Annotated in this window: 19 protein-coding genes; 8 read left to right on the top strand and 11 right to left on the bottom strand. The window is 58.7% G+C overall.

What is annotated here, in order from left to right:
- Positions 1-15 precede the first annotated feature (15 nt).
- The 4 genes from PB2503_RS06310 to PB2503_RS06325 all read right to left on the bottom strand — a co-directional run bounded on the left by PB2503_RS06310 (position 16) and on the right by PB2503_RS06325 (position 5982).
- On the bottom strand, positions 16-939 hold the full coding sequence (locus PB2503_RS06310) for a glycosyltransferase family 2 protein (protein WP_013300402.1): 924 nt from the start codon (positions 937-939) through the stop codon (positions 16-18).
- A gap of 30 nt (positions 940-969) precedes the next feature.
- Positions 970-2346, bottom strand: a complete 1377-nt coding sequence (locus PB2503_RS06315; protein ID WP_013300403.1) for an O-antigen ligase family protein — start codon at positions 2344-2346, stop codon at positions 970-972.
- Between the two features lie 231 nt (positions 2347-2577).
- Positions 2578-3678, bottom strand: coding sequence for a hypothetical protein (locus tag PB2503_RS06320; protein WP_013300404.1), 1101 nt, complete (start codon positions 3676-3678; stop codon positions 2578-2580).
- Between the two features lie 111 nt (positions 3679-3789).
- On the bottom strand, positions 3790-5982 hold the full coding sequence (locus PB2503_RS06325; RefSeq protein WP_013300405.1) for a GumC family protein: 2193 nt from the start codon (positions 5980-5982) through the stop codon (positions 3790-3792).
- A 601-nt stretch (positions 5983-6583) separates the two neighbouring features.
- On the opposite strand from PB2503_RS06325, the gene PB2503_RS06335 reads away from it, so the two are divergent.
- The 6 genes from PB2503_RS06335 to PB2503_RS06365 all read left to right on the top strand — a co-directional run bounded on the left by PB2503_RS06335 (position 6584) and on the right by PB2503_RS06365 (position 13213).
- On the top strand, positions 6584-7309 hold the full coding sequence (locus PB2503_RS06335; protein ID WP_148235216.1) for a sugar transferase: 726 nt from the start codon (positions 6584-6586) through the stop codon (positions 7307-7309).
- A gap of 356 nt (positions 7310-7665) precedes the next feature.
- The gene (locus PB2503_RS06340) at positions 7666-8226 is read left to right on the top strand and encodes a polysaccharide biosynthesis/export family protein (protein ID WP_013300408.1); all 561 of its coding nucleotides are present in this window, start codon (positions 7666-7668) and stop codon (positions 8224-8226) included.
- A gap of 402 nt (positions 8227-8628) precedes the next feature.
- Positions 8629-9924, top strand: a complete 1296-nt coding sequence (locus PB2503_RS06350) for an outer membrane beta-barrel protein (protein WP_083810995.1) — start codon at positions 8629-8631, stop codon at positions 9922-9924.
- A gap of 38 nt (positions 9925-9962) precedes the next feature.
- Positions 9963-12251, top strand: coding sequence for a GumC family protein (locus PB2503_RS06355; RefSeq protein ID WP_013300411.1), 2289 nt, complete (start codon positions 9963-9965; stop codon positions 12249-12251).
- Positions 12252-12266: 15 nt separating this feature from the next.
- On the top strand, positions 12267-12737 hold the full coding sequence (locus tag PB2503_RS06360) for a glycosyltransferase family protein (protein ID WP_013300412.1): 471 nt from the start codon (positions 12267-12269) through the stop codon (positions 12735-12737).
- Positions 12734-13213 carry a glycosyltransferase gene (locus PB2503_RS06365; RefSeq protein WP_013300413.1) on the top strand — a complete coding sequence of 160 codons (480 nt, stop codon included), beginning with the start codon at positions 12734-12736 and terminating at the stop codon, positions 13211-13213. The genes PB2503_RS06360 and PB2503_RS06365 overlap by 4 nt, the downstream gene beginning before the upstream one ends.
- Before the next feature lie 134 nt (positions 13214-13347).
- Here PB2503_RS06365 and PB2503_RS06370 read toward each other — a convergent pair whose 3' ends face one another.
- Positions 13348-13989 carry a hypothetical protein gene (locus tag PB2503_RS06370; RefSeq protein ID WP_013300414.1) on the bottom strand — a complete coding sequence of 214 codons (642 nt, stop codon included), beginning with the start codon at positions 13987-13989 and terminating at the stop codon, positions 13348-13350.
- A 239-nt stretch (positions 13990-14228) separates the two neighbouring features.
- On the opposite strand from PB2503_RS06370, the gene PB2503_RS06375 reads away from it, so the two are divergent.
- Positions 14229-14837: a hypothetical protein gene (locus PB2503_RS06375; protein ID WP_041534920.1), complete on the top strand. Its 609-nt coding sequence runs from the start codon at positions 14229-14231 to the stop codon at positions 14835-14837.
- Between the two features lie 69 nt (positions 14838-14906).
- Here the strand turns inward: PB2503_RS06375 and PB2503_RS06380 are convergent, their stop codons facing one another.
- The 4 genes from PB2503_RS06380 to PB2503_RS06395 all read right to left on the bottom strand — a co-directional run bounded on the left by PB2503_RS06380 (position 14907) and on the right by PB2503_RS06395 (position 19165).
- Positions 14907-15752: an AAA family ATPase gene (locus tag PB2503_RS06380; RefSeq protein WP_013300416.1), complete on the bottom strand. Its 846-nt coding sequence runs from the start codon at positions 15750-15752 to the stop codon at positions 14907-14909.
- A gap of 174 nt (positions 15753-15926) precedes the next feature.
- Positions 15927-16529: an SDR family oxidoreductase gene (locus PB2503_RS06385; RefSeq protein ID WP_013300417.1), complete on the bottom strand. Its 603-nt coding sequence runs from the start codon at positions 16527-16529 to the stop codon at positions 15927-15929.
- A 56-nt stretch (positions 16530-16585) separates the two neighbouring features.
- Positions 16586-18202, bottom strand: coding sequence for a carbon-nitrogen hydrolase family protein (locus PB2503_RS06390; protein WP_013300418.1), 1617 nt, complete (start codon positions 18200-18202; stop codon positions 16586-16588).
- 60 nt (positions 18203-18262) lie between these two features.
- Positions 18263-19165 (bottom strand): isopenicillin N synthase family dioxygenase, encoded by a 903-nt coding sequence (locus tag PB2503_RS06395; RefSeq protein WP_013300419.1) that lies wholly within the window; start codon positions 19163-19165, stop codon positions 18263-18265.
- Positions 19166-19461: 296 nt separating this feature from the next.
- Between PB2503_RS06395 and PB2503_RS13905 the strand changes: the two genes are divergently transcribed.
- Positions 19462-20304: a calcium-binding protein gene (locus tag PB2503_RS13905; RefSeq protein ID WP_013300420.1), complete on the top strand. Its 843-nt coding sequence runs from the start codon at positions 19462-19464 to the stop codon at positions 20302-20304.
- Between the two features lie 137 nt (positions 20305-20441).
- On the opposite strand, the gene PB2503_RS06405 is transcribed toward PB2503_RS13905, so the two are convergent.
- Positions 20442-21278: an aldo/keto reductase gene (locus PB2503_RS06405; protein WP_013300421.1), complete on the bottom strand. Its 837-nt coding sequence runs from the start codon at positions 21276-21278 to the stop codon at positions 20442-20444.
- 93 nt (positions 21279-21371) lie between these two features.
- Positions 21372-22292, bottom strand: coding sequence for a haloalkane dehalogenase (locus PB2503_RS06410; protein WP_013300422.1), 921 nt, complete (start codon positions 22290-22292; stop codon positions 21372-21374).
- Between the last annotated feature and the right edge of the window lie 183 nt (positions 22293-22475).

The raw sequence follows: 22475 nt of genomic DNA on the forward strand, positions 1-22475 counted from the left end.
CCCTCAATTGTCGCGTTACCGAGAAAGAAGACGGGCTCTCATCCCCTGATAGAAGTCGCGCGGGACGAGGGTTCGCAGAAGGACAGTCAGGGCAAAGCGGGGGTGCAGTGCCCCCCTGAGTGTTGCATCGCAGATGGTCCAAAGGCCCCGGACTGGCTCTTTGCGGAGGAGCGACGGCCCGAGATACCGCGCCTCATAGCCGCGCAGCGCTTTTTGCGAGATCAGAGGCCGCGCAACATCCATAAAAGCGCGTCCGCTCTCCAGCGTTTTATCATTGCTCAGACGATTGGGGTTATATTCGTCGTGGTAGATCGTCAGGAGCTCGTCGATCAACAGATACGACCCTGCGGCGGTGGCCTCGATCGCAAAGAGGTGATCCTCACCGGCCCGGAGATCCTTCCAGCGAATCTGTGCGGCGAGATCGCGGGAGAGAAAGAACGAACTCGTCTGACAAAACCCCCCTCGCACAAAGATGAACTCATCGAGCGGCTCGGAGTCGGCTTTCAAGCGAGCGGGTTTGACGATCCATTTGTCCTCGTCAACGACCACCTTCGTGCGGGTCACGCAGAAAACACGGTTCGGGTGGGGGGCGGCTTCGACCGCTTGGACCTGCTTCGCTAATTTATCGGGATGCCATTCGTCATCGGCGTCGAGAAAGGCGACGAACCGACCCCTGGCCTCGCCTATACCGGTGTTACGCGCGGCCGCGGCCCCTTGATTGTGGGCATGGTGGACTAAGCGGATGCGCGGGTCGTCGGCAAAGGGCTTGATGGCTGACACGATATCGTCCGGGGAACAATCATCCACGATGATGGCTTCCCACGCGGTGAATGTCTGTTGCGTGACGGTCGCCAAGGTCTGGGGAAGGACATCTGCCGATTTGTAGGCCGGGATGATGACGCTGACCACAGGGGGGCCGCCGCCGGTCGATAGGTCCACAGCGGGGTCTCCTTTTTTCGAGGGGGCATATCAAGCGCGATCGGGCGAAATAGCACCGTTATCAGAGGGAACTGACGCGATGGTTTGGCTTCGCACCTGAAGAAACCGGAACCGCGGCTGAGCGAAGACGAGGGCAGACAGCGCCATCCAACCGATCGGGCCAACCGTCACCGCAGGGCGAAGATTGGATTCTGAACAATTTGCTAACAGCCAGGCAATCATTATCCCGCCAATGACCATCGCGGCTTGCCGTTCACTCTCGGAGCCTTCATGTAACCGCCGCGCGCTATTGCCTGCTGCGGCGACGATGAGGAGGAACGTCGCCAAGCCGACAAGGCCCGTGCCGAGGGCCATGTCGAGATAGCCATTATGGGCCCCGAAGACCCCCATCATTTGGATCAGATCATAGGTGAAGGTTCCAAAGGTCGGCGAAACGAACCCATAGCCGGTCACAGGTTCACGCGCGATATGGTCGATGGCGAGAGCCCAGATATCGGTTCGGCCAGTCAAGCTAGGGTCACGCCCGAGCAGGACCAAGAGCTGACCGGCGATGATCATGAGGATAAAGATCATCGGGATTGCGATAATCAGGGCCAGATATCGGTAGACCGACCGCAATTTGAAATAGGCGAGGGTCAGCACCGGAGCGGTGATCAGGACGAATATGCTGCTGGCGGAGTTACTCATCATGCAAATAACGCAAAAGGCGGCAATGGTCGCATAGCGGACCCATTGTCGAGGGAAGACCGCGCGCCCGGCGAAGAGAAGGCCTGTTCCGAAAATGGCCACCACCTGTCCCAAGTGGTTCTTGTGCTGATAGATCCCGCGCCACGACCCGGTATGCACCGATTGTGAACTATCCGAGTACTGGTGCACGCCCTCACTCGGGACGAGGAAAACCCACAGGAACGTGCAGATGGCGATCAGAACCGCCCCCCACAGAAAGACATTCGCGACCTGCTCGGGCTGCAGCCGGATCGCGATCACATAGATCGTCAGGATAATCATCATCAGAACGACAAATCCGATGGCGCTGGTGGAAAGGCTGTCGGTCCATGTCAGGGAGAGCGCCGTCCACACCACGAAGGGCAAAAAGGGCACAAATCGAGACAACCCGCCGGCGAGGCGACGCCAATCGGGAAGACACCAGAACAGCAGAATCGAGAGGAGAAATAATCGTCCGGAATAAACGATCATGTTCGATCCGCCGGAGATCCGCTTGAGGGTTGTCGGGTCACGAATGATGCCCTGGCTGGGGTCCATGCCGATCACCCGAAAAGTGAAGGGCGTTGTCATGAAAAAGACGGCGACAATACAAAGTCCAACAAAGATCGCTCGATACCAATCGACGGACTGCTTCGCCGCGTAATCGCCGAAAGGCGGGCTTGTCGGTGATAAAGTGCTCATCGCGAAACCATTACCCTTCAACGTTAAACCATCGGATGGCCGAAGCGGTCGTTTCTCCGGGCCAAGCGCGTTTAGCCCCTTGAGCCGAATAGCGGACTGCAGCGCCTATGCCATCTTTCGCGGTGCAGTATGAACCACATGGAAAGACGAACAAGGGGGCGAAACAACAACGATTGACCGCGTGTGATCCCTTGGCGGAAAGAGGGGCCGTTAAAGCGCTCCCCGAGCCGCCTACCGATCGATGCAAGGCGGCAGGCGATCGTCGAAATTGCCTGAGGCCCCGCGGCGGGTTTTGCCGAAGACCGTATTTCGGCTGACGGAGAAATGTCCAAGCTCCTCCCCCGCCGTCGAATTGAGCTGGAAATATAATTTCGACCGCGTCGCGTTTCGTTGAACGTAGGTCGTCTTGTAATCGTCCAAGACACCTATGGGCGCTGAACTGACCGTCCTTATGACATATCCCTTTTGCGGATCCCGCAAGGTCACATCGGCCTGAGTAGAGAGGTCATGTCGGCCCGGCTCGGCCACATCGACAATCGTGACCTCCTTGCCGTCATAAAGCAGCGCTTGGGTGAAATCGGCGCTGGCGATTTCCATGTGCGGGAAAATGCCGCTCGCAAACGCTTCGGTGGATGTGAAATCCGTCGCCTCGGAAAGAAAGGCCCCCTGGGAAACGGTCAGTGCAAAATTGACCCCGAGGAGTTGGTCAGGACCATATTCGACGGTTGAGCGGCGATCGATTTCGAGAGAGGCCCCGTAATGAGCCAGGGTGGGATCGACAGCCTCGCCATCGACTCGGACAGTCTCGGTCTCGATGGACTCGCCCCCATGATAGGATCCACCAAAGACATAGGATCCGTTGATCTGGAGAGCGTAATCCTGGGCGCCGAGGTCATTTGAAAACGTGAAGACCGGTTCATCCTCGTTCGGGACGAAATCGATGGATGCGAATTCAAACTCCCCTGTACGCCTCCAGGGTTCGTAAGGGGGGCCGATGTCGATCGGATCGGCCCCGCCCGCGTCGCGTTCAAAGCGGATGGCAAAGGCCCCCGGCTTGTCCCCCCGCCACGGCGCCGGCGAGGCCCACCAAAACTCCGTCTCGCTGACGGGAATAAGACGGCTCGCCGGGGTCGAGGGGGCAAAGTCTTGTGGATCGTTGCAGCGCGTCTGCGGTGTCGACGAACTCGGCGGCTCGAACGCCCCTGTGCGCCGCTCTGGTACGAGGGACGTGCCCACTGCCAAGGCGCCGTATAAGGGGCCGTACGTGCCCGCCAGGTGACGTTCGAAGCGAAAGCCGATGACCTCATCATTCTGGGCCCAGGGCGCGGTCATATTCCACCAAAACGCGCAGGGGCCGACAGCTAAGAGGGGTCCGCTGAGTAGCGCAGTGCCCAAGATGCTTGAAAAGAGTGACACTATTCCCTCCCATCAAGCGCGATAGGCTTAGCTCTTTGCGGACCGTTTCCCCTTGGCTGACTCCGTCATGTAGTAATCGTCGAAATAGCTCCAATAGGAGAGCGATCCCATGCCTTCGGCCCTGCGGTCGACGAAAGTATAGATGGCTCCTACCAGATTACTTTCATCTCGTTCGAGGGTTTCCGCGGCAAGGCGCATGGCCTGAAAAGGAGTCTTCGACCACCGAACCACTAGGACTACGGCGTCCGCCAGAGATGCAGTCACCCGTGAGTCCACCAGCCCAAGCGTTGGGGGAAGGTCGAGGATCACGGCCTCGTAATTGGTTCTCAAACTATCGAGGAGGCGGCTGAAGGCATCGCGATCAAGGATATCCTGACCACTGTAATTGCGTTTGCTGACCGGAAGAATATGGAGGCCGGTACGATCGCTCAGCAGAGCATCGGACAGATCGGCGCCATCATTCAGGACCTCTTCGATCCCAATGGAATGATTGTCGACCTTGAAGGACGAGGTCAGCCCCGCTTTTCGGAGGTCGCAGTCGATCAAGATGGTGCGGACCCCACTTTTCGCCAAACTGCGGCTGAGCCCCAAAGCCGTCGTGGTCTTGCCTTCATTAGGCAGGCTTGAGGTAATGGCAACGACCCGGGGGGGCTTGTTCCCGGCTCGTTTAAAGATGGAGGTTCGGGCATTGCGATACGCCTCGGCGACATCGGAGGCGGGGTCGCTGATCACCATATGCGACGGTGATTTTTTCTGTGGCGTGCGGCGGACGGCGGCCAAGACGGGATGACCGAGAAGTTGCTCCACATCGGCGAGGGTCCGAGGACCAGTGACAAGGAGTTCTTGGGTCAGCACCGTCCCCGAGCCAATGCCGATGGCGAAGAGCAAGCTTGCGAAGAGAAGGACTTTCTCGCTGGGGGTACTCGGATATTCCGGTATGCTGGCATATTCGATGATTTCGGCTTGGGCGATTGAGTTCTGAACCCCTTGGGTACTTTCCAGCGACATTTGCGCAATGCGCCGATAGGCCTCGTTGGCGGCTTCGGCTTCTCGTTCAAGACTGTCCGCAATCACCGCTGCCCGGCTGTTGCTTTCCTGTTCGTCTTCAAGGGAGGCGAGGGTCCGCCTGAGACTCTGTACCCTCGCGGAGGAAGCTTGGACATCGGATTCGAGGGCTTCGAGGATGCGGCGCGCCTCCGCCTCGATTTGAGCATTGATCGAACTGAGTTGTTCCCGCGCCTGGCGGGTCTGGACATGCGCCTCGCCATAGCGGCTTTCGACATCGGCCAGATTGCTTAGAATTTCCGTGCGTCGAGCGCGCATGCCTTCGATGACCGTGGCGCCGGTACGGGGGCTGATCGAATTAAGGCCATTGAGGCGGACCTGACGACGGGCCGCTTGAAGGGCCGACTGGGCGGTTGCCTGGGCCGCCTCGGCGTTAGCGAGTTGCGTCACCAGAGGGGCGACTTGTTCGTCGGTCAGGGTCCCGGTCCGTCCCCCCTCGGTAATCCCGGCCTCGGCGCGATATTGAGTCAAGCGCTCATTTGCCTCGCGGACATCCTCGCGCAATTCCTCCAGACGCTCCTCGAAAAAGGAGGCCTGTTGCTCGGCTCGCTGACGGCTCGAGGACACCTTCAAGTCGAGATAGGCCTCGGTAAACGCATTGGCGAGGCGTGCTGCCTCTATCGGGTTTTCGTGTTCATAACGGAGGAGAATGGCGTAACTCAGTCGATCCCGCCTCGGAGATACATTGGCGAGAAGCCGCTCGGCCAGGATAGACTGCTGTCGCGCCTCACTAAGCGTGCTTGCGTTTTCGGGAAGCAAGGACGCGTAGGCGGGCTCATCCAACAGACCGAGGTCGGCGACGACGGCCTCAGCCACCGGCAGGGAGCCCATGACCCCGATTTCCGTCTCAATCAATTCCGAGGTCAAGCTCGCCCGCGCCTCACCATAGCTCCCCGCCAGGGGATTCAGCGTGGGGTCGATGCGAATCTTGGTGGTGGCCTGGTAGGTTTGGGTAACGAGCATCAACGAGGCGGCAGCGCCAAGGGCAAATACAACGGCCGACACAAGGGTGAGGGTCAACCAGCGCCGCTTCAATAGGTTGAGGAAATACCCAACGGTTGAGCTCAGCGGATGGTTGTAGGAGGTCGTATCGACAGGAGAAAAATGAGCCTCTTCCGACCCGTCAGAACCATCCACCCGATGACTGCTGCTCATGGACACTGTTTTCGCCCCTTTATATTGGCTTTGTACGTTCGAAGGCTTGGCTTTCATGACTTTGTGAACGCTAGCCGAGAAGGCTCGCAATTGCGAAGAGCGTGCCAAGACATGCTCGGCCTATTCCTTGCCGCCAAACCCCATCCTATTTGCAGCGCAGCATAGCGAGATGTGACCGGCTGGCAATCGGCAAGTCTCTTATCCTTTTTATCCTTTTTTAGGAATTACGGCCGGTATCTCTCCAGATCCGGCACAGCTCTTGCTCACCCGCTTCCCGAGATACGGGCTGGGGGGCGATGAATGCTCCGGCCATCAGGGAGGGGGAGGCCGGACGCATGACGGGAACGAAACTGAGCATCACGAATTCGCAAAACTGGGTGACAGACGTGTCTTTTTTGCGCTTGCGAAGAAGTCGACCTTGGCCCATAAATATTGTAACATTTCTGAGGTCGAGATCATCGCGACATAAAATTGGCTCAATCTTGGCTAGAAGTGATGGAAGCAAAGCGCATCCTTACCGAGTAATCGCCCTGGCTCTGGGAGCCGTGGGTAGAAATTGCAAATGGATGATGGCGGGCTGTGAAAAACTGGGGTGCTGCTCATGAGTATTCTGCAGACGAAAGATTTAGTCGAGTTCGACCCTTCTGATCCGGAGTTTCATTCTCGGGTCTCGACAAGTCTCGCCGCGAAGGATGGGTTCATCAGTTTCGCGCCTGACGATTACACGATTTTGCGCCGTCCGCTGGGCGGGATTACAAAGCGCGCCTTCGATGTTGTGATGTCGGCGGGGGCCTTGCTGGTGCTGTCCCCTTTGTTGGTGTCGGCGTGGGTGCTGGTGCGGCTCGACTCGCCGGGGCCTGGATTTTTCCGGCAGGAGCGGGGCGGGTTTGGTGGCAAGCCATTCAAGATCTACAAATTTCGCTCCATGCGTCAGGACAATGTCAGCGTGCAGCAGGCGACGCGGACTGATCCGCGCGTGACGCGTATCGGTCGGTTTCTTCGCAAAACGTCGGTCGACGAATTGCCTCAGCTCATCAATGTCTTGAAGGGGGATATGTCCTTTGTGGGGCCGCGACCTCATGCGATTGAACATGATCGCGAATTCATGACGGTTGATGCACGCTATATTGAACGCTTCCGGGCTCGCCCCGGGATCACGGGATGGGCACAGGTGAGCGGGTCGCGCGGGCAAACAGAAACCCGGGAAAAGATCCAGCGGCGCATCGCGCTCGATTTGGATTATGTGTCTGATTGGTCGCTTCGTCGCGACATCGGGATCATTCTGAAGACAGCGGCGACCTTATTGAAAGATGAGAACGCCTTCTGAGGCCGCTATCGCGCTCCCTTCCATGGGGACGTGTTCCTTCCGTGTGGGATGTAACGAAAGGGGGCGGCACTGGGGGGCATTCCTGTCGAGTAAAGAGTTTTAAAGTACTTGTGTAGCCGAGATGGTTGGCGTTTCGATAACGTTCTCGGGGGGTGGGCATCGGTCAGAGGGGGGAGAATTGGCCCTCCGCCTTTGTTCGCGGACTCTGTGGATACGAGTTGTTAAGCAAGTTCTTCCAACGGTACCCTTATCCGGTCACAGGGGGCGGTAGGTCGGAGATTGCGGCAAGGACGCAGTGTTGTCGGCAGGTCCTCTAAGGTGACATGAAATCGCGAAGCGAGAGGAATGCGATAACTATGCGACTTCTGACCTTTCTGTTATCCCTTGTCTTTCTGGCTGGATGTGCCGCGACCACACCGCTTGAGTCTGGCGCGCAACCCGACTTCGTCAGCTCGGTCAACGACTATCACCTTCAGGCCGGCGATCGTATTGAGATTGCGGTGTATGGCGAGGAAGAAATCGGCGGAGAATACGTGATCTCGCCGGATGGGACGCTCGACTTGGCCCTGGCGGACGATATTCAAGCCATCGGCCTGACCGTCACTGAACTCGACGAGATTATCGTTCAAGCGCTCTCCAATGGATTTGTTCGGGATCCAAAGGTCAGTGTGCAGCTCGTCAATTGGCGCCCCTTCTATATCCTCGGCGAGGTCAATCAGCCGGGTCGCTACGATTTTGAGCCGGAGATGACGGTTCTGAAGGCCGTTGCCCTGGCCTCCGGTTTTACGCTCCGGGCGCAGGAGCAATATGTGTACATCACCCGCTCTGGGGAAACCGAAGAGCGGCGGGTCGCTGCCAGTTCAGCCACGGCTGTTCTGCCAGGGGATACGATCCGGGTCGTCGAACGGTATTTTTGATCCGTCATTATTACCCAGGGAAGACGATCAGATGAGGGCAATGATGGTGAGAAATCCACAAAGGCCGAGACTCACGCCGGCCAAGATCGCCACACCCGATCGCCGCCGTCGGTTGAAAAACTGGTGCGTAACCGAGCGCCAATCATCGGATGGAATGGGCGGCGTTGCCACGAACAGCGCGCTAGCGCTCCCACGCGGGGAGGCCGACGCCGGTTTTTTCGCGGGATCGTCATCGTCGGTAACATGGGGAGACGGTGCATTGTTTGCAGAACGTTTCGACACGCCAAAGGGCCTTCTTTGCGAGGGTTTGGGCGTCCGAACGACTTTCAACCCGCTGCCTGAGTGCGGACAACAGAGCAGGATTTTCTAAAATTGCGGTATTCAGAAGAGAAGAAGACAATAATGCCACACCGCGCATCTCAAACGATGCTCGTTCTGTCCCTGGTCTCGCTGGGCAGTGTCGTTGCCACCGGTGCTGCTGCCCAATATAACGGCATGGTCGTTCCGCCGGCAACGACTCCGCCTGTAGATGGGCGGGCGTTGATCGATATTGCTGGGACGCGGAAAAAGGATAAGACACCGATCGAACTTGGCCCTTTTGCGATCCAATCGGAGGCAAATGCGGGATTTGGGTTTGAGGATAATATCCGAGCGGCTGAAACCGATGAGTTGGAGGATTATTACGGCGAGTTGGGCGCCGAAGTGATTTCGCGGGCCACGGCGGGGGGCAATGAAATCACGACCTTTGCCAGTGGCTCTGTGCGCAAATACGACTCCGAGAGCGATCAGGATTTCGAGGAATGGGCCGTTGGCGGTCGGACATTGTCTAATGTCGGCGATGTCGTGAACCTTCAGGCGGGCCTGGATATGCGCCAACGCGTCATTTCGCGGGAAAATTCGCGCGTCGTCTCCCCCCCCGAGCGACCGGTGCAATTCCGCCAGACCACTGCCTTTGCCGGGATCGTGCATGATCCAGGGACCTTTCGCACGGTGGGGTCGGTGACATTCCGTAAGACGGATATTGAGGATGTCGTCGACCTCGAGACGTCGACCATTGAGCGGTTCGAAGATAGCGAAGAATACGTTGTCGATCTTCGGGTCGACTATCGCCGGACCGAGGGGCTGTCGCTATTCACCGCCGGGGAAGTCAAGGTGCGTACTATCGACGCCCTCGACCCCTCGACGGATTTCGACTCGACCGCCATCGAGCTGTTGGCGGGGGTTGCCTTCGAGCCCAACAGTTTTGTGCGCGGTGAGGTGAGCGTTGGATTCCTGTCCCGTGAATTCGAAAGCGATGCCTTTGACGAACAGACTGGCGGGGCGTTTGCGGCGGAGGTCATCTATCAGCCGTTACGGCGTTTGAGTTTTGCCCTCGAAGCGGGTCGGGGCCTCCAGGATAGTATCAATGCGGCCACGGCGGCGAGCGCAATCGAAACGTCTGTTTCGGGCTCGACTGTTTATGATGTTAACTCAAACCTTCAGGTGTTCCTTGAGAGCCGTTGGCGCCAAGAAGATTTTGATGAAGTCGATGTAAATATCGAACGCGGACAATTATCTGTGGGCAGTCGGATTGATATCAATCGGTCATTAGATGTCCAAACGCGGGTGAGCGCGTTTAGCCAGGATACCGATTCTGAGGTGCTGGGTCGTGATTTCGATGCTGCCAGGGCGTTCACGACCTTGTCGTATAAATTTTAGTCGGCGGGACGGCCATGAACAGTTTTAAGAATGGTACGATGGATAAGATGAACGATCGCAACGATCTCATCATTGATATCCAAGCTCTCTTTCTGATGGCGCGTCGGCGCGCGCTGCTGTTCCTGGTTGTGGCTGCCATTGTTCTTGCCGCCGTTGCCGCCCTCTATACGGCGATGGAGCCAAAATATACGGCGAGTGCGCGAATCCTTGTCGACACGAGAGAGCAGCGGGTCGTCACGGAAGATCTGGTCGTTCAGGACGATCGGGTTGATACCTACTCGGTCGATACCGAAGCGCGGGTCCTGTCCTCTCGATCCCTCGCCCGCCGGGTTGTCGAGAAACTCGATCTCGCCAATAATCCTGACTTCCTCACCAAGGATGACGATGAGTCAATGACCGATGTCGAGGCCGTGACCGCGGCCACAACGGCCTTGCAAGATGGGCTTTCTGTCTCTCGGTCCGGCCTTGCCTTTGTCATCGACGTGGCCTTCACCCATTCCTCGCCGGAGATGGCGACGACCGTGGTCAATACTCTGGTGACTGAATATGTGAACGCGCAGCTTGAATTAAAGCGGACGGCCACCCGTGAAGCGTCGAGTTTCCTTAAGAGCCGTCTTGATGAATTACGCCAGACTGCGCTGGCGGCCGATCAAAGGCTTGCCGAGTTTCGGACCGAAAATCCGATGTTGTCCTCCGAAGACGATCAGTCTGTGGTGCAGCGACAATTAGCGGATCTCAGCAATGAATTGGCAGAGGCCAGCGCCGCCTATGCCGAGGTCCAAGCGGCTCTTGAGGCTGCCCGGCAATTGGCCCAAAGTGGCGGTAGTGCCAGCGTCGGTAATACGCGGGTCAATACGTCGATTTCTGCCCTCAGGGCTCAGGAAGCCGAAGCGGTGCGCCAAGTGGCCGAGTTGTCCCGGCGCTACGGGCCGCGGCATCCGTCTCTTCTCATCGCGCAGGACGAATTGGTGGCGATTCGGGGACAGTTGACCGCCGATGTACAGCGAAATGTCGATGACCTTGAGGCCCAAGCCGCCGCCGCGCGAAGCCGGGTCACTTCGCTGCGCCGTAGTCTCGATGCCGTGTCGGCGACTTTGCAGGATACCAATAGTGCGAAGGCGACACTGAGCGTTTTAGAGCGAGAAGCCGCAACGGCCGGGGCAACCTATGAGGCATTCCTCAAGCGCTTCGGTGAGACTTCCACCCAAGAGGGCGTGCAGACAGCGGATTCGCGTATCCTCTCTCTGGCAGACACCCCCTCCGATCCTTCCTGGCCCGATCCCCTTTTGTTCGCCCTTATCGGCTTCGTGTGCGCCGCAGGGGCCGGCGGGGCGGCGGTCATCGCTCGAGAGTTGATGGAAAACGGGCTGCGGACACCCTCGGATGTGCGTGACACATTCTCAAAGCGACTACTGTCGATTGTCCCATCCTTCCAGTCGTCGCTGACACCGACGGAGCGGCGCCAATATAAGACCCTCGATGCCGGGTTCATGCTGGAGAAACCGAATTCCACCTTCGCGGAAAGTTTCCGTATTCTGCTCGCGTCGATGATGCAGCAGCGAGGCGATATCCCTGCTCAAGTCATCGCGGTGACCTCCGCTGTGGCAGGGGAGGGGAAGACCACCGTTTCCTTCGGTCTCGCCCGTGTGGTGTCCATGGCGGGGCAGTCGGTCGTGGTGGTTGAATGCGCTTCCGATGGGGCAATGGGACCGGGGATGGAGAATGCGGTGGGGTTGGTCGATGTGCTGGCCGGACGGGCCGACTTCGAAGACGCGATCTTGCGTGATGATCAAACCGGCGCCTATTTCCTGCCGCTCTTCGGCCAAACGCCCCTGGCCTCGCCGATCTTGGGGACGCCCCAATTCGACGAATTGCTCGCGGAACTGCGTAACCATTTCGATCGTGTGATTCTCGATACGCCGCCGGTGCTCTCGGTCGCCGATAGCCGGGTTCTCTGCGCTAAGGCGGATGCCGTAGCTTATGTGGTGAAGTGGGGCGACACGGCGAAGGGGATTGCGGTTGAGGGTTACAACCTTCTTTGGGAATGTGGCGCAATGATCAGTGGGATCGTTCTCAATAATGTCGATCTGAAAAAGCAGCGGGCATGGACGTCCGAGGGCCTTGGCGGCGGCGTGAGTGGCGGCGCACCGGGGGGGCGGACTCAGCGGCCGAGCTTGCTGAGCGATAATCGACGCCCCGCTGTCGGGAGCTTGCCGACCCGCACGCTGAAGCACGACAAACCGCAAGGGAAGACCGAAAAAGGGACAGCTCGCCCCGTATTTCACGTAGCCGGGCGGAACGTCCTCGGTGATCAGCCCAAAGCGTAAAAGGGGTTCCCCCCAATGACCAAGGCTGGTGTGACATCTTTCCGTCGGGTTATGGCGATCGCGTCTGGCGGTGGCCATTGGCATCAATTGATGATGATGCGTGATGCCTACGGCGATCAGCATGTTGATTATGTCACGACCTTGCCTGGTCTTGCAGAACAATATGACGCAACGCCGGTCACTATCGTCCCGGACTGCAACCGTAACGAAAAACTTAAAATCGTTCAGTGCACGCTCGCGCTTCTCGGGCTTTTGCTCCGTAAGCGGCCTGAGGTCATCATCACCACAGGGGCACTGCCCGGTGTGATCGCTTTGGCCATCGGAAAAACTCTGGGGAAGAAAACCATCTGGGTCGACTCCGTGGCGAATGCTGAGGAAATGTCCATGTCGGGCCGTTTGGCGCGTCGGTTCGCGGATCATTGGATGTCCCAATGGGAGCACGTCGCCGCGGCAGAGGGCGCTGATTTCGCAGGGCGGGTCCTATGATTTTTGTAACCGTTGGGACTCAGTTACCTTTTCCTCGGTTGATTCAGACAGTGGACGATCTGGCCGAGGGCTTGTCCGAAGACGTGGTGGCGCAGGTCGGACCAGATACAACGCCTAGGGCGCATCTTTCTGCCCGGCCTATGCTGACCCCTTCGGAATTTGACACTTTGTTCCGTCAGGCACGCGTCATCATCGGTCATGCCGGCATTGGCACCGTTCTGTCGGCTCGGCGGTTCGAGAAGCCGGTGATCCTGGTCCCGCGGCGCCACGATAAGGGCGAGCACCGCAACGACCATCAATTGGCCACGGTCAAAGCCCTTAAGGGGGCCCCTGGGATCTATATTGCCGAAAATGGCGAGGAGATCGCCGCGCTGCTATCCCAGGAGCTTTCGGCACCCTCGGCCGCAGCGGCCAAGACGGAAAGCCATGCGAGCCTGATTGCCGAGCTGCGGCGCCTCATCACAATGGACAGCTGAGACGACGGACAGCTGAGGCGGCGACCCTCAGGCCGATAAGACCCGGGCGTAGTTGCGAAGCGCGGGAAGGGCCGCCACTCCCCCCCGCTTGTAGAAGGGGCACAGCCGTGTCCTATGCGCCCCGCAGGGAGTCGTCAGTAGGCATATCGCTGCCGGAAGGGGAGGCCGATAATGGCGAAGATCAATCTGAACACCACCCAGAACAGAACAAATCCCCCCGCCGTGTAGATAATCCCCACCGCCGATGTTGGGACCGCCGCCTTGGTCATCACATAATCATCCGCCACGCGGCGGGCGATATCGCCGACGCAAATAGGTCCGGCGCTGCGGGAGTCTCGCAGGCGGGTGACCGCCTCTTCAACCCGCGCTGTGACGTCCTCCGCTTCTGCCGGCGATAAATTGGGCGTATCGACCACGGGCGTCTGACAGCTTTGGGTCACTAAGGCCTGGCCAAGCAGAATGGGTCGTTCCCACGGGGCGGCACCGTTCAGCCGCTCGTCTACCGAGGCCAGCATTTCGTAGCGGCTATAAATCAGCAAGTCCCGAAGGCAGGGGACGAGGGTCGACACATCGGCGGTGTAGCGCACACAATTCTCGCCCACAGTGTCGCGGGATAGATTATTCGCTTCCCAAGACTGCTCGATATCGAGCGCCAATCCTTCAAGCTCGACAAGACGTTCGTCGAGCCGCTCGCTGAACAGGGTTGTGAAATTCATTGCCTGGGACCCGATCGCCAAGCCGATCAACCCCAGAAGAAAGGCAAGAAGTTTCCCCATCTCGCAAGCGCCCCCTCAAGCGTGTCCGTAGTGTGGCGGGGGAAAGCCCGCAGGTCCAGCCGCATTTACGGGTTGTTAAGCAATTTTACCGGGGGAAATGAGGTCGTGAAAATGTCATCAGGCCCCCCATCCCATAGGATGACAACGGGGGCTGATCTGCTGGCCCCCCTTTTGCATTTAGGGTCGAAAAAGATACCCTACTGCGGCGCAGGGGGGCGGAGAGGAAATTGAGGGTTGGTATGTCGGAGTCGAGTGCAGCGAAAACACCGATGAGTGTCGAGGAAGCCACCACCGCCGTACAATTGGCGGTGGAGGAGCAAGAGCAGCTAACGCCGGATGATTACGATAAAGTCCTGGCGACACTGAGCAGCCATCATGATGACCCGGCGGCTCAATATTACCTCGGCGAATTGTTCATGCGGCTGTCCGCCGCCAAGATGTTCCATACGGCGATCACCTGCTATCGCCGGGCGAACCAATCACGGCACGACCCTGCGCTGGGACGGATCGGCCTCATTCAATCGGGTCTGATGGACGGAACGCCCGCCGACTTGGTGTCCGAAGGCGGCGCGCTGAGAGCGTTGCACGCGGCGGCGAGCGAAGGGGTGAGGGATGCGGCCGACGGCCTCATGAAACTCAGCCGTAAGCTGAGCGATGAGTACGATCACCTGTTTCTGGAGCTGCGTTTCGGTGAAGAATCCGGCAAAAGCAGTGAGGAGCTGGCGGCCATGCAAGAGCGCCTTGAGGATCTTGGTATCTTGCTCGAAGAGGACGGCGCCATGCGCCGCGAACGCAGCGCCCGCCGCCTGACAAATCCGGCCGATGAAGCGGTCAAGGAAACAGCCTAAGGCCCTGTCAGCGGCCCTATTGGCGCGCCTTCCAAAAAGGAACGCTTCATGCGCTACCGGGGTGGGGGCTTAGCCCCCGTCCCGACGGGCCATGAAGGCCAGTCTTTCGAACAAATGCACGTCCTGCTCATTCTTGAGGAGGGCGCCGTGGAGAGGCGGAATGGCCTTGCGGGGATCTTTTTCCCGCAGAACGGTGAGATCCACGTCCTCAACCATGAGCAATTTAAGCCAATCCAGCAATTCCGAGGTCGAGGGCTTTTTCTTCAACCCCGGCGTATCCCGCATTTGATAGAAGGTCTTAAGGGCGCTGCCGACCAATTCTTTTTTGAGATTGGGGAAATGCACCTCGACAATATCCTGCATCGTCTCGGCGTCGGGGAAGCGAATATAGTGAAAGAAGCACCGTCGCAAAAAGGCGTCGGGCAATTCCTTTTCGTTGTTCGAGGTGATGATCACCACAGGCCGCGTTTTCGCCGTGATGGTCTCATTCGTTTCGTAGACAAAGAACTCCATTCGATCGAGTTCTTGCAGCAAGTCATTGGGGAACTCGATATCCGCCTTGTCGATCTCGTCGATCAGCAGGACAGGGCGTTCGGCGGCCGTGAACGCCTCCCACAATTTGCCGCGCTTGATGTAGTTCGAGACATCGGACGCTTTGGCTTCGCCAAGTTGGCTGTCGCGTAGGCGGGCCACGGCATCATATTCATAAAGCCCTTGCTGCGCCTTGGTGGTGGATTTGACGTGCCATTCGATCAGCGACATGCCGAGGGCCTTGGCGACCTCCTTGGCGAGCACGGTCTTGCCCGTCCCCGGTTCCCCCTTGATCAGCAACGGGCGCTCTAACGCGACAGCCGCGTTGACCGCCATCTTCAGATCATCGGTCGCAACATAATTGTCTGTTCCGGTGAACTTCATCGGCGATGTCCTTCTCATCATTGGGCCAAACCTGAGAGTAGGCATGCACCGCAGCGCGTCAATGGACCCTCCCAATGGTGGCCCTCCCAATGGCGGATCTGCCATGCCCCTCTCGGGGGAGGAGGCGTGCGACGATCTCGCGCCGACGCCCTCCTGCGCCGGCGCTTCTCGCCCTCAAGCCGCCGATTGCATATCGAAGGTTTGATTGCAGAGTGTGTCGTCAGACAATGCCCTGAGCAGTATAGCGGCCACATCGCCGCGGGCGGCGCTTGCATCAGGATCGACATCCTGGCCCAGAATGACTGCTCGGCTGCCCTCTTCCTTTGTCAGGGACACCGGACGGACGATTGTATATTGAAGCCCTGATTGCTTGAGATGATCGTCCGCCGCGCGTTTCGCTTCCAGATAGGGGCGCATTGGGGCGGGCGCCTCTCCGGGATTGTCGGTGCCGATGGAACTGAGCATCACAAATCGCTCCACCCCTTGACGAACGGCCAGGTCGATCAAGGCGATAGCGCCATCGCGATCGACCTTTTCAGTCATCTCGGTGGACGTGTCACCTCCCGACCCGGCCGCGAAGACCACCGCATCAATCCCATCCAGAAGAGAGGCATCGATGGCGGTGAGGTCGCCCTCGCGAATGATCACGCCTTGGGGCAGATCTTCCCAGTCCGATCCTTTACGCACCATGGCAATGGGCGTGTGTTGAGCATCGAGAAGCTGTTGGGTCAGGCGCCGACCGGTCAGGCCAGTCGCGCCGGCAATCAATACGCGCATGGGAAACCTCCATTCTCCATATGAAGAACGGCCAAGAGGCAGGGCGGTTCCTCCGCTCACTCCGCCGCTTCGCGATGACCCGGCTGTCGTGCCGGGCCCGCGGCATTGTCGGTCCCATCATTGGAGCCCTTTGCGAACCTGACGGAATAAAGGTCGAAGCGACGGTCAGCGAGGTTTCTGACCGATCCTGACTGACGGCTGGTGAGGAGATCCCGCAAGGACAGGTCGGCAATGGCGATGGTCTCGGTATTCGCGGCGGTATCGGCGGCCACACCGTCGCGTGCGAACGGAAAATCCGAAGGGGTCAGTATGCAACTCTCTGCATAGTGAATATCCATCGTTTCGACATTCGGCAGATTTCCAACCACGCCGGACATTACGACATAGCACTGATTTTCCACAGCCCGGGCATGACAGCAATAGCGAACCCGTAAATAGCCCCGTCGCTCGTCCGTACAGAACGGAACGAACAAAATCATTGCCCCCTGATCGACCAAGGTTCTCGCTAGCTCGGGGAACTCAGAATCATAACAAATCATCACACCGATCGGACCGCAATCGGTGGGGATCATGGCCGAGCCCACACCGCCCTTGATGTTCCACCAACGCCGCTCCGACGGCGTCGGATGAAGCTTATCCTGGGAATAAACGGCTCCGTCCCTCAAGAAGACGTAAGAGACGTTACGGATATCGCCATTTTCCATCATCGTCGGGTGCGACCCGCCGATGATGTTGATGTTATAGCTCACGGCAAGTTGCTGCATGAACGTGCAAAAACGATCCTTGTACTTTGTAATCTTCTTGATGGCTTCGAGGGGGGCGAGGCGTTGTTCCTCGAGCGCTAGCAATTGCAGGGTAAAGAGCTCCGGAAAGGCGACGAAGTCAGCTTCGTAGTCCGAGGCCACGTCGACGAAATATTCAATGTTACTCTCAAATTCGCTGGTGTTCTCGATCCGTCGCATCTGGAACTGCACGGTGGCCACCCGCACACGCTGGGGCAGGCGATCATGGTGCCGCGTTGTGGAGACAGCCCGCTCGGCATCGTGGTGGAGGGGATTCCACCAGACCATATGGGTGGCATAACCACGGGACGGTGTGTCCGAGGGCATGTAGCCGGGCAGGACGCCGATCGGTTCGAAGCCTTGCGCCATCTGAAAGTTGATCACCTGATCGCGGATGTCTTTTTCAATTACCGCGTTGAGATAGGCCGCCCCCGTCGGATAATTCGCCAATTTTTTTCCGTATCCAGGCATGCGACCGCCAAAGACGATGCCCTTCAGTTCAAGATATTGGCAAAGTTCTCGCCGCACGCGGTAGAAGCGTTGGCCGATGCGCAGCCGTCGGAATGACGGGTCGACACAGACCTCCATGCCGTAGAGCATATTGCCGTCGGGGTTGTGCCGAGCCGCATAGCCGCCGCCGGTAATTTCCATCCAGGTATGCCGTCCAAGGGCAATGTCCTCATCGATGATGAAAGTGGCGCAATAGCCGACGATCTGACCTTCATATTCCGCAACGAATTGGCCTTCGGGAAAATTATTGATCTGCCCACGAATTTCGCTTGGCGAGTAGCTTTCAACATCGCCGTAGACCCGACGACTGAGCGACACGACAGCGGGGGCATCGGCCACCATGGCGTTGCGGACGATCAATTTCGGCTGCGTATCACTCATAGGGCCTCCGGCAGAGCAAGCTTCAGATTTATGTCCTCCCCCGGCGAAGGGAAGGGGCGGTCAAGTCAGGCCGATGGCCGCCAGGCGTTGGGCCAGAAAGTCGGCGGCGAGAATGGGGGGCGCTTCCGACCCGTCCCGAAATCCGTCGAGGCAGGCAAGCAGGGCGTCGGGCCTTGGGTGAAGGAAGTAGGGTAAGGAGTACCGTGAGCGATTGACCGTGCGCGGCCGAACGACACGATGGGTGGTGGCGGGCAGAAAGCCATTGGTCAATCGTGCGAGCATATCGCCGCTGTCGACGATCAGCGCATCTGGAGGCGCGTCAATGGCGCGCCATTCGCCATCGCGCGAGAGAAGCTCAAGCCCTTCGGCGGAGGCCGCGACGAGGAGGGTGATCAGATTGATGTCTTCATGGGCGGCGGCCCTTAAGCTGCCGGGCGGGGCTGTCGCCGTCACCGGGGGATAGTGGAGGAGGCGGAGCACCGAATTCCCGCCTTCGGCAAGACGGGTGAGGTCGCCCGCTCCAACGCCGAGCCCTTCCTCAAGGGCGGCAAGCAGCCCATGCCCCGTGGCGTCCAAGGCTTCGTAGAGCCAGGAGATTTCGGATCGGAAGGCCGGGGGGTGATCGGGCCAGACATTCGGCGCCACCGCCTCTCGCCCCACATGCCAAAATTCCTTCAGATCGGGGATGGCGGTGTCCTTGGCGCTTTCCCGCCCGAAGGGGGTGTATCCGCGCTGACCATCGCGCCCGACGATGAAGCGTGCCTTGTCGTCTTCCGCCTGGGCGAAAAAGGCGGCGACGGTCTCGTAGACGTCATTCAACCGGGTGAGATCGATGCCGTGATCGATAAGGATGACAAAGCCCGTGTCTTTGAGGCTTTGGACAAGCGCTGACGCAAAGGCTGCTCGATCGGCCCGGTCGCCCTCGAGAGCGTCGGCGAACGACAAGGTTTGAGGATCGGCCATGCACTTTTCCGGATCAAACAAAGGACGCCAAGGGGAACCGCTTGGGCCATAGGGGCGCCCTAGAAGCATCGCCTCGGCGATTCAATTCCCGCGGATGATCCCTTCTATCCGGCACCCTCGGCAGGTGAAGTTTTCTCAAGTATACATTTCGGGGTTGAAAGTTAACTCTGTTTTTTAACTTCATGGAGGCTCACCGATTTCTTGCATATACTATTGTTAAGGTCGGCCATGGCTCTCTTCCGTCTTCACCGGAGGAGAAGTCCAAAGGGAAGTCGACCAATTTGGGAGTATGGCAGATGAGCTTTTTTTCTTTTTGGTACACGCCGTCCTGGTATCAGCCTGAACCTGAGCGTGAATACGATCAAACGATCGAAGGGACCGACGACCGGGACGTTCTGTCCGGTACCCGCGCCGATGACGAAATCCTCGCCGGTGATGGCAATGATGTGGTCAATGGCGGGGCGGGAGACGATGGCCTTGAAGGCGGCGACGGCCTCGATTTGATTAATGGCGGGCCGGGGGACGACATCATCGATGGCGGTGACGGCCTGGACATCCTTAATGGGGGCCTTGGCGATGACCGCATCGACGGCGGTAAGGGCGCGGATGTCATCAGCGGCGGCTTCGGCGATGACTATCTTGTCGGCGACGACGGATGGGACCGCATTTCCGGCCGGGCCGGCAACGATACCCTGATCGGCAGTGACGGTCGTGACCTTCTCGAAGGCGGAGCCGGTAATGACAGGCTGATCGGCTGGGACGGTGTGGACACCCTGGTTGGCGGCGCGGGCAATGATGTCCTTGACGGCAATTCAGGCAATGACACGCTGATCTACAATATGTCGGACAATGTCGGCTCGTTCGACAAATATGACGGGGATTGGGGCATCGACACCCTGGTCTTTGAGCTGACCGCGGCGGAATGGGCGCGGGAGGATGTCCGTGAGGACATCGCCGACTTCATCGACCACGCCAAATATTTCAGCTGGTGGGACTATGAGTTCGACACGATGGGGCTTGAGGTCGAGGATGTGGAGAAGGTCCAGGTTCTTGTCGATGGCGTCGAAGTCGAAAATCCCGGCTCTGACCATTTCTCCTTTTTAGGCGATCTGGACCTCTTCGATATCTGGTCTTGCTGAGAATAGAGGGGGCGCACGCCGTCCCTCGGGGGAGCGGTTTCAGGTGAAGCGGATAACGGTTCACCTGAAACCGAAGAACGAAGACCTAAGAGACGTCCCATGATCCCGAATGATCGAGACGGCTCTAGGTCAGAGCCTTAGGCCGCAACGCCCGTGTCCCAATCCGGCGCCCAGTCGGGATCGACCATGCGGCCATCGGGCTTCATCAGTCCGTAGATTGTTTTCATATCGGTGGCACTCAGCTCGAAGTCGAAGATATCGAAGTTCTGCTCGATATGTGCCTTCGACGTTGCCTTGGGGATCGCTGCGACATTCGCTTGCTGAAGGTGCCAGCGCAGGATGATCTGCGCCGGTGTCTTGCCATGCTGTTCAGCGAGGCGCTCGATCGCGGGGTTGCTCATGGCTTCTCCGCGACCAAGCGGCGAATAGCTCGTGAACATCATGTCAAAGCCCCGGGCGGTCTTTAAGATGGGGTCTTGGTCGAGCATGGGGTGGTACTCGCACTGTATGGCGGCGAGGGGCTCCTCCGAGGCGCTCACGGCTTCGAGAAATTGCGCCTGATTGTAATTCGAAATACCGATTAGCTTGGCGCGGCCGGAGCGTTTTATCTCCGCCAACGGACCAACCTGGTCGGCGATCGGCATGTCATTGATCGGCCAATGCAGGAGGATAAGATTGACATAGTCGAGGCCGAGACGATCGAGGCTCTCGTCCACGGCCTCGCTATGCCGTCCCTTTTGGATATCCTCGTTCCAAATCTTGGTCGTGACGAACAGCTCGTCCCGGGGGATGCCGCTGTCTTTGATCCCTTCGCCAACCTTTTTTTCGTTTTTGTAGATCGCGGCGCCATCGATGTGGCGATAGCCTGTTTCGATGGCGGTCCTGGTGCTGGTCCGGGCATCCTCGCCTTCCAATTGCCAGGTGCCAAAGCCAAGCCGGGGAATGGGATGATCTTGGACGGTCAGATGTAGCATGGGGTGGCCTCTCCTGTCGGGTGCTCTTGTCACAAGACCTAGCGCCGCTTTGTTGGGCGGCGACGGCGAGGATCGCCGCGCGTCCCTGCCGTGTCAGGTCAATTTCATATGAGACAATGCAGCGGGCGCGATTTCGTTGCCCCATTCCTGCACGAAATGCCCGCCTTCAGGAATCTCGAGGGGTGTTGGGCAGCCTTTGATCAGCGCCGCAAGCCTGTGCATTTGCGCCGGACCCACAACGGGATCTTTCATGCCGATCGCCATGAAGCTGTCCCCGGCCCAATCCTCCCGCCAATAGCGGCGGGCCCTAAGGGCAATCTCCGCTCCTTCGGCCTGATCGGGGGTGAGGGGGGCGTCGCCGTCTCGCAGCATGACCAGTTCGGTAAAGCGGCGGACCCCGGCCTTGTATCGTTGATCGGGGAAGGGGGCGGCATAGGCTTCGGCCTCGGCCGCCGAGAGGATCGATGCGCCGCCCTTTACCAGTCGTGCCACATCGAGGTCGGGGGTAGCCCTATTGAGCGCCCGCCACGCGGCAAAGCCCTTCGGCGCCTCCTCTCCGGCGGGAAGGCCGGTATTCATGACGATCAGCCGGGTAAAGCGCTCCGGCATATCCAGGGGCAGGGTCAAACCGAGAATGCCGCCCCAATCCTGGCAAACAAGGCAGATATTCGAAAGATCGAGCCGCTCGATAAACCGCAAGAGGGCGTTGCGGTGGAAAGAAAAAGTATAGACCGCGTCCGCCACCGGTTTATCGGACCGTCCGAACCCGAACAGATCCGGCGCCACGACGCGATGTCCGGCATTGACGAAATGCGGGATCATCTTGCGGTACAGATAGCTCCAGGTTGGCTCCCCATGAAGGCAGAGGAAGGTCACAGGCCCCTGACCTTCATCGACGTAGTGGAGCCGAAGGCCCTCATACCCCGCCAAGTCCTCGCAATAGGTGGGGGCAAACGGGTAATCGGGCAGGTCGACAAAGCGATCATCTGGGGTACGCAGCGCATCGATGGACATGGCGGAAGCTCCTTTCGGCCGTCCCCTTGGCATTTGCGGGGACCTGCGAACATGATGAGCCGATGGCATGGCCAGGGCGCAAAAGAAAGGAGAGATGCCGCCAGCGGCGCGAGCCTCGATATTGCGTGAAGGGCAAGGGCGTGGCAACTCACCGCCTTTGGTATCACCCTTTCCGAAGGATCG

Origin of the sequence: Parvularcula bermudensis HTCC2503 (genome assembly GCF_000152825.2) — a bacterium.
GTDB lineage: Bacteria > Pseudomonadota > Alphaproteobacteria > Caulobacterales > Parvularculaceae > Parvularcula > Parvularcula bermudensis.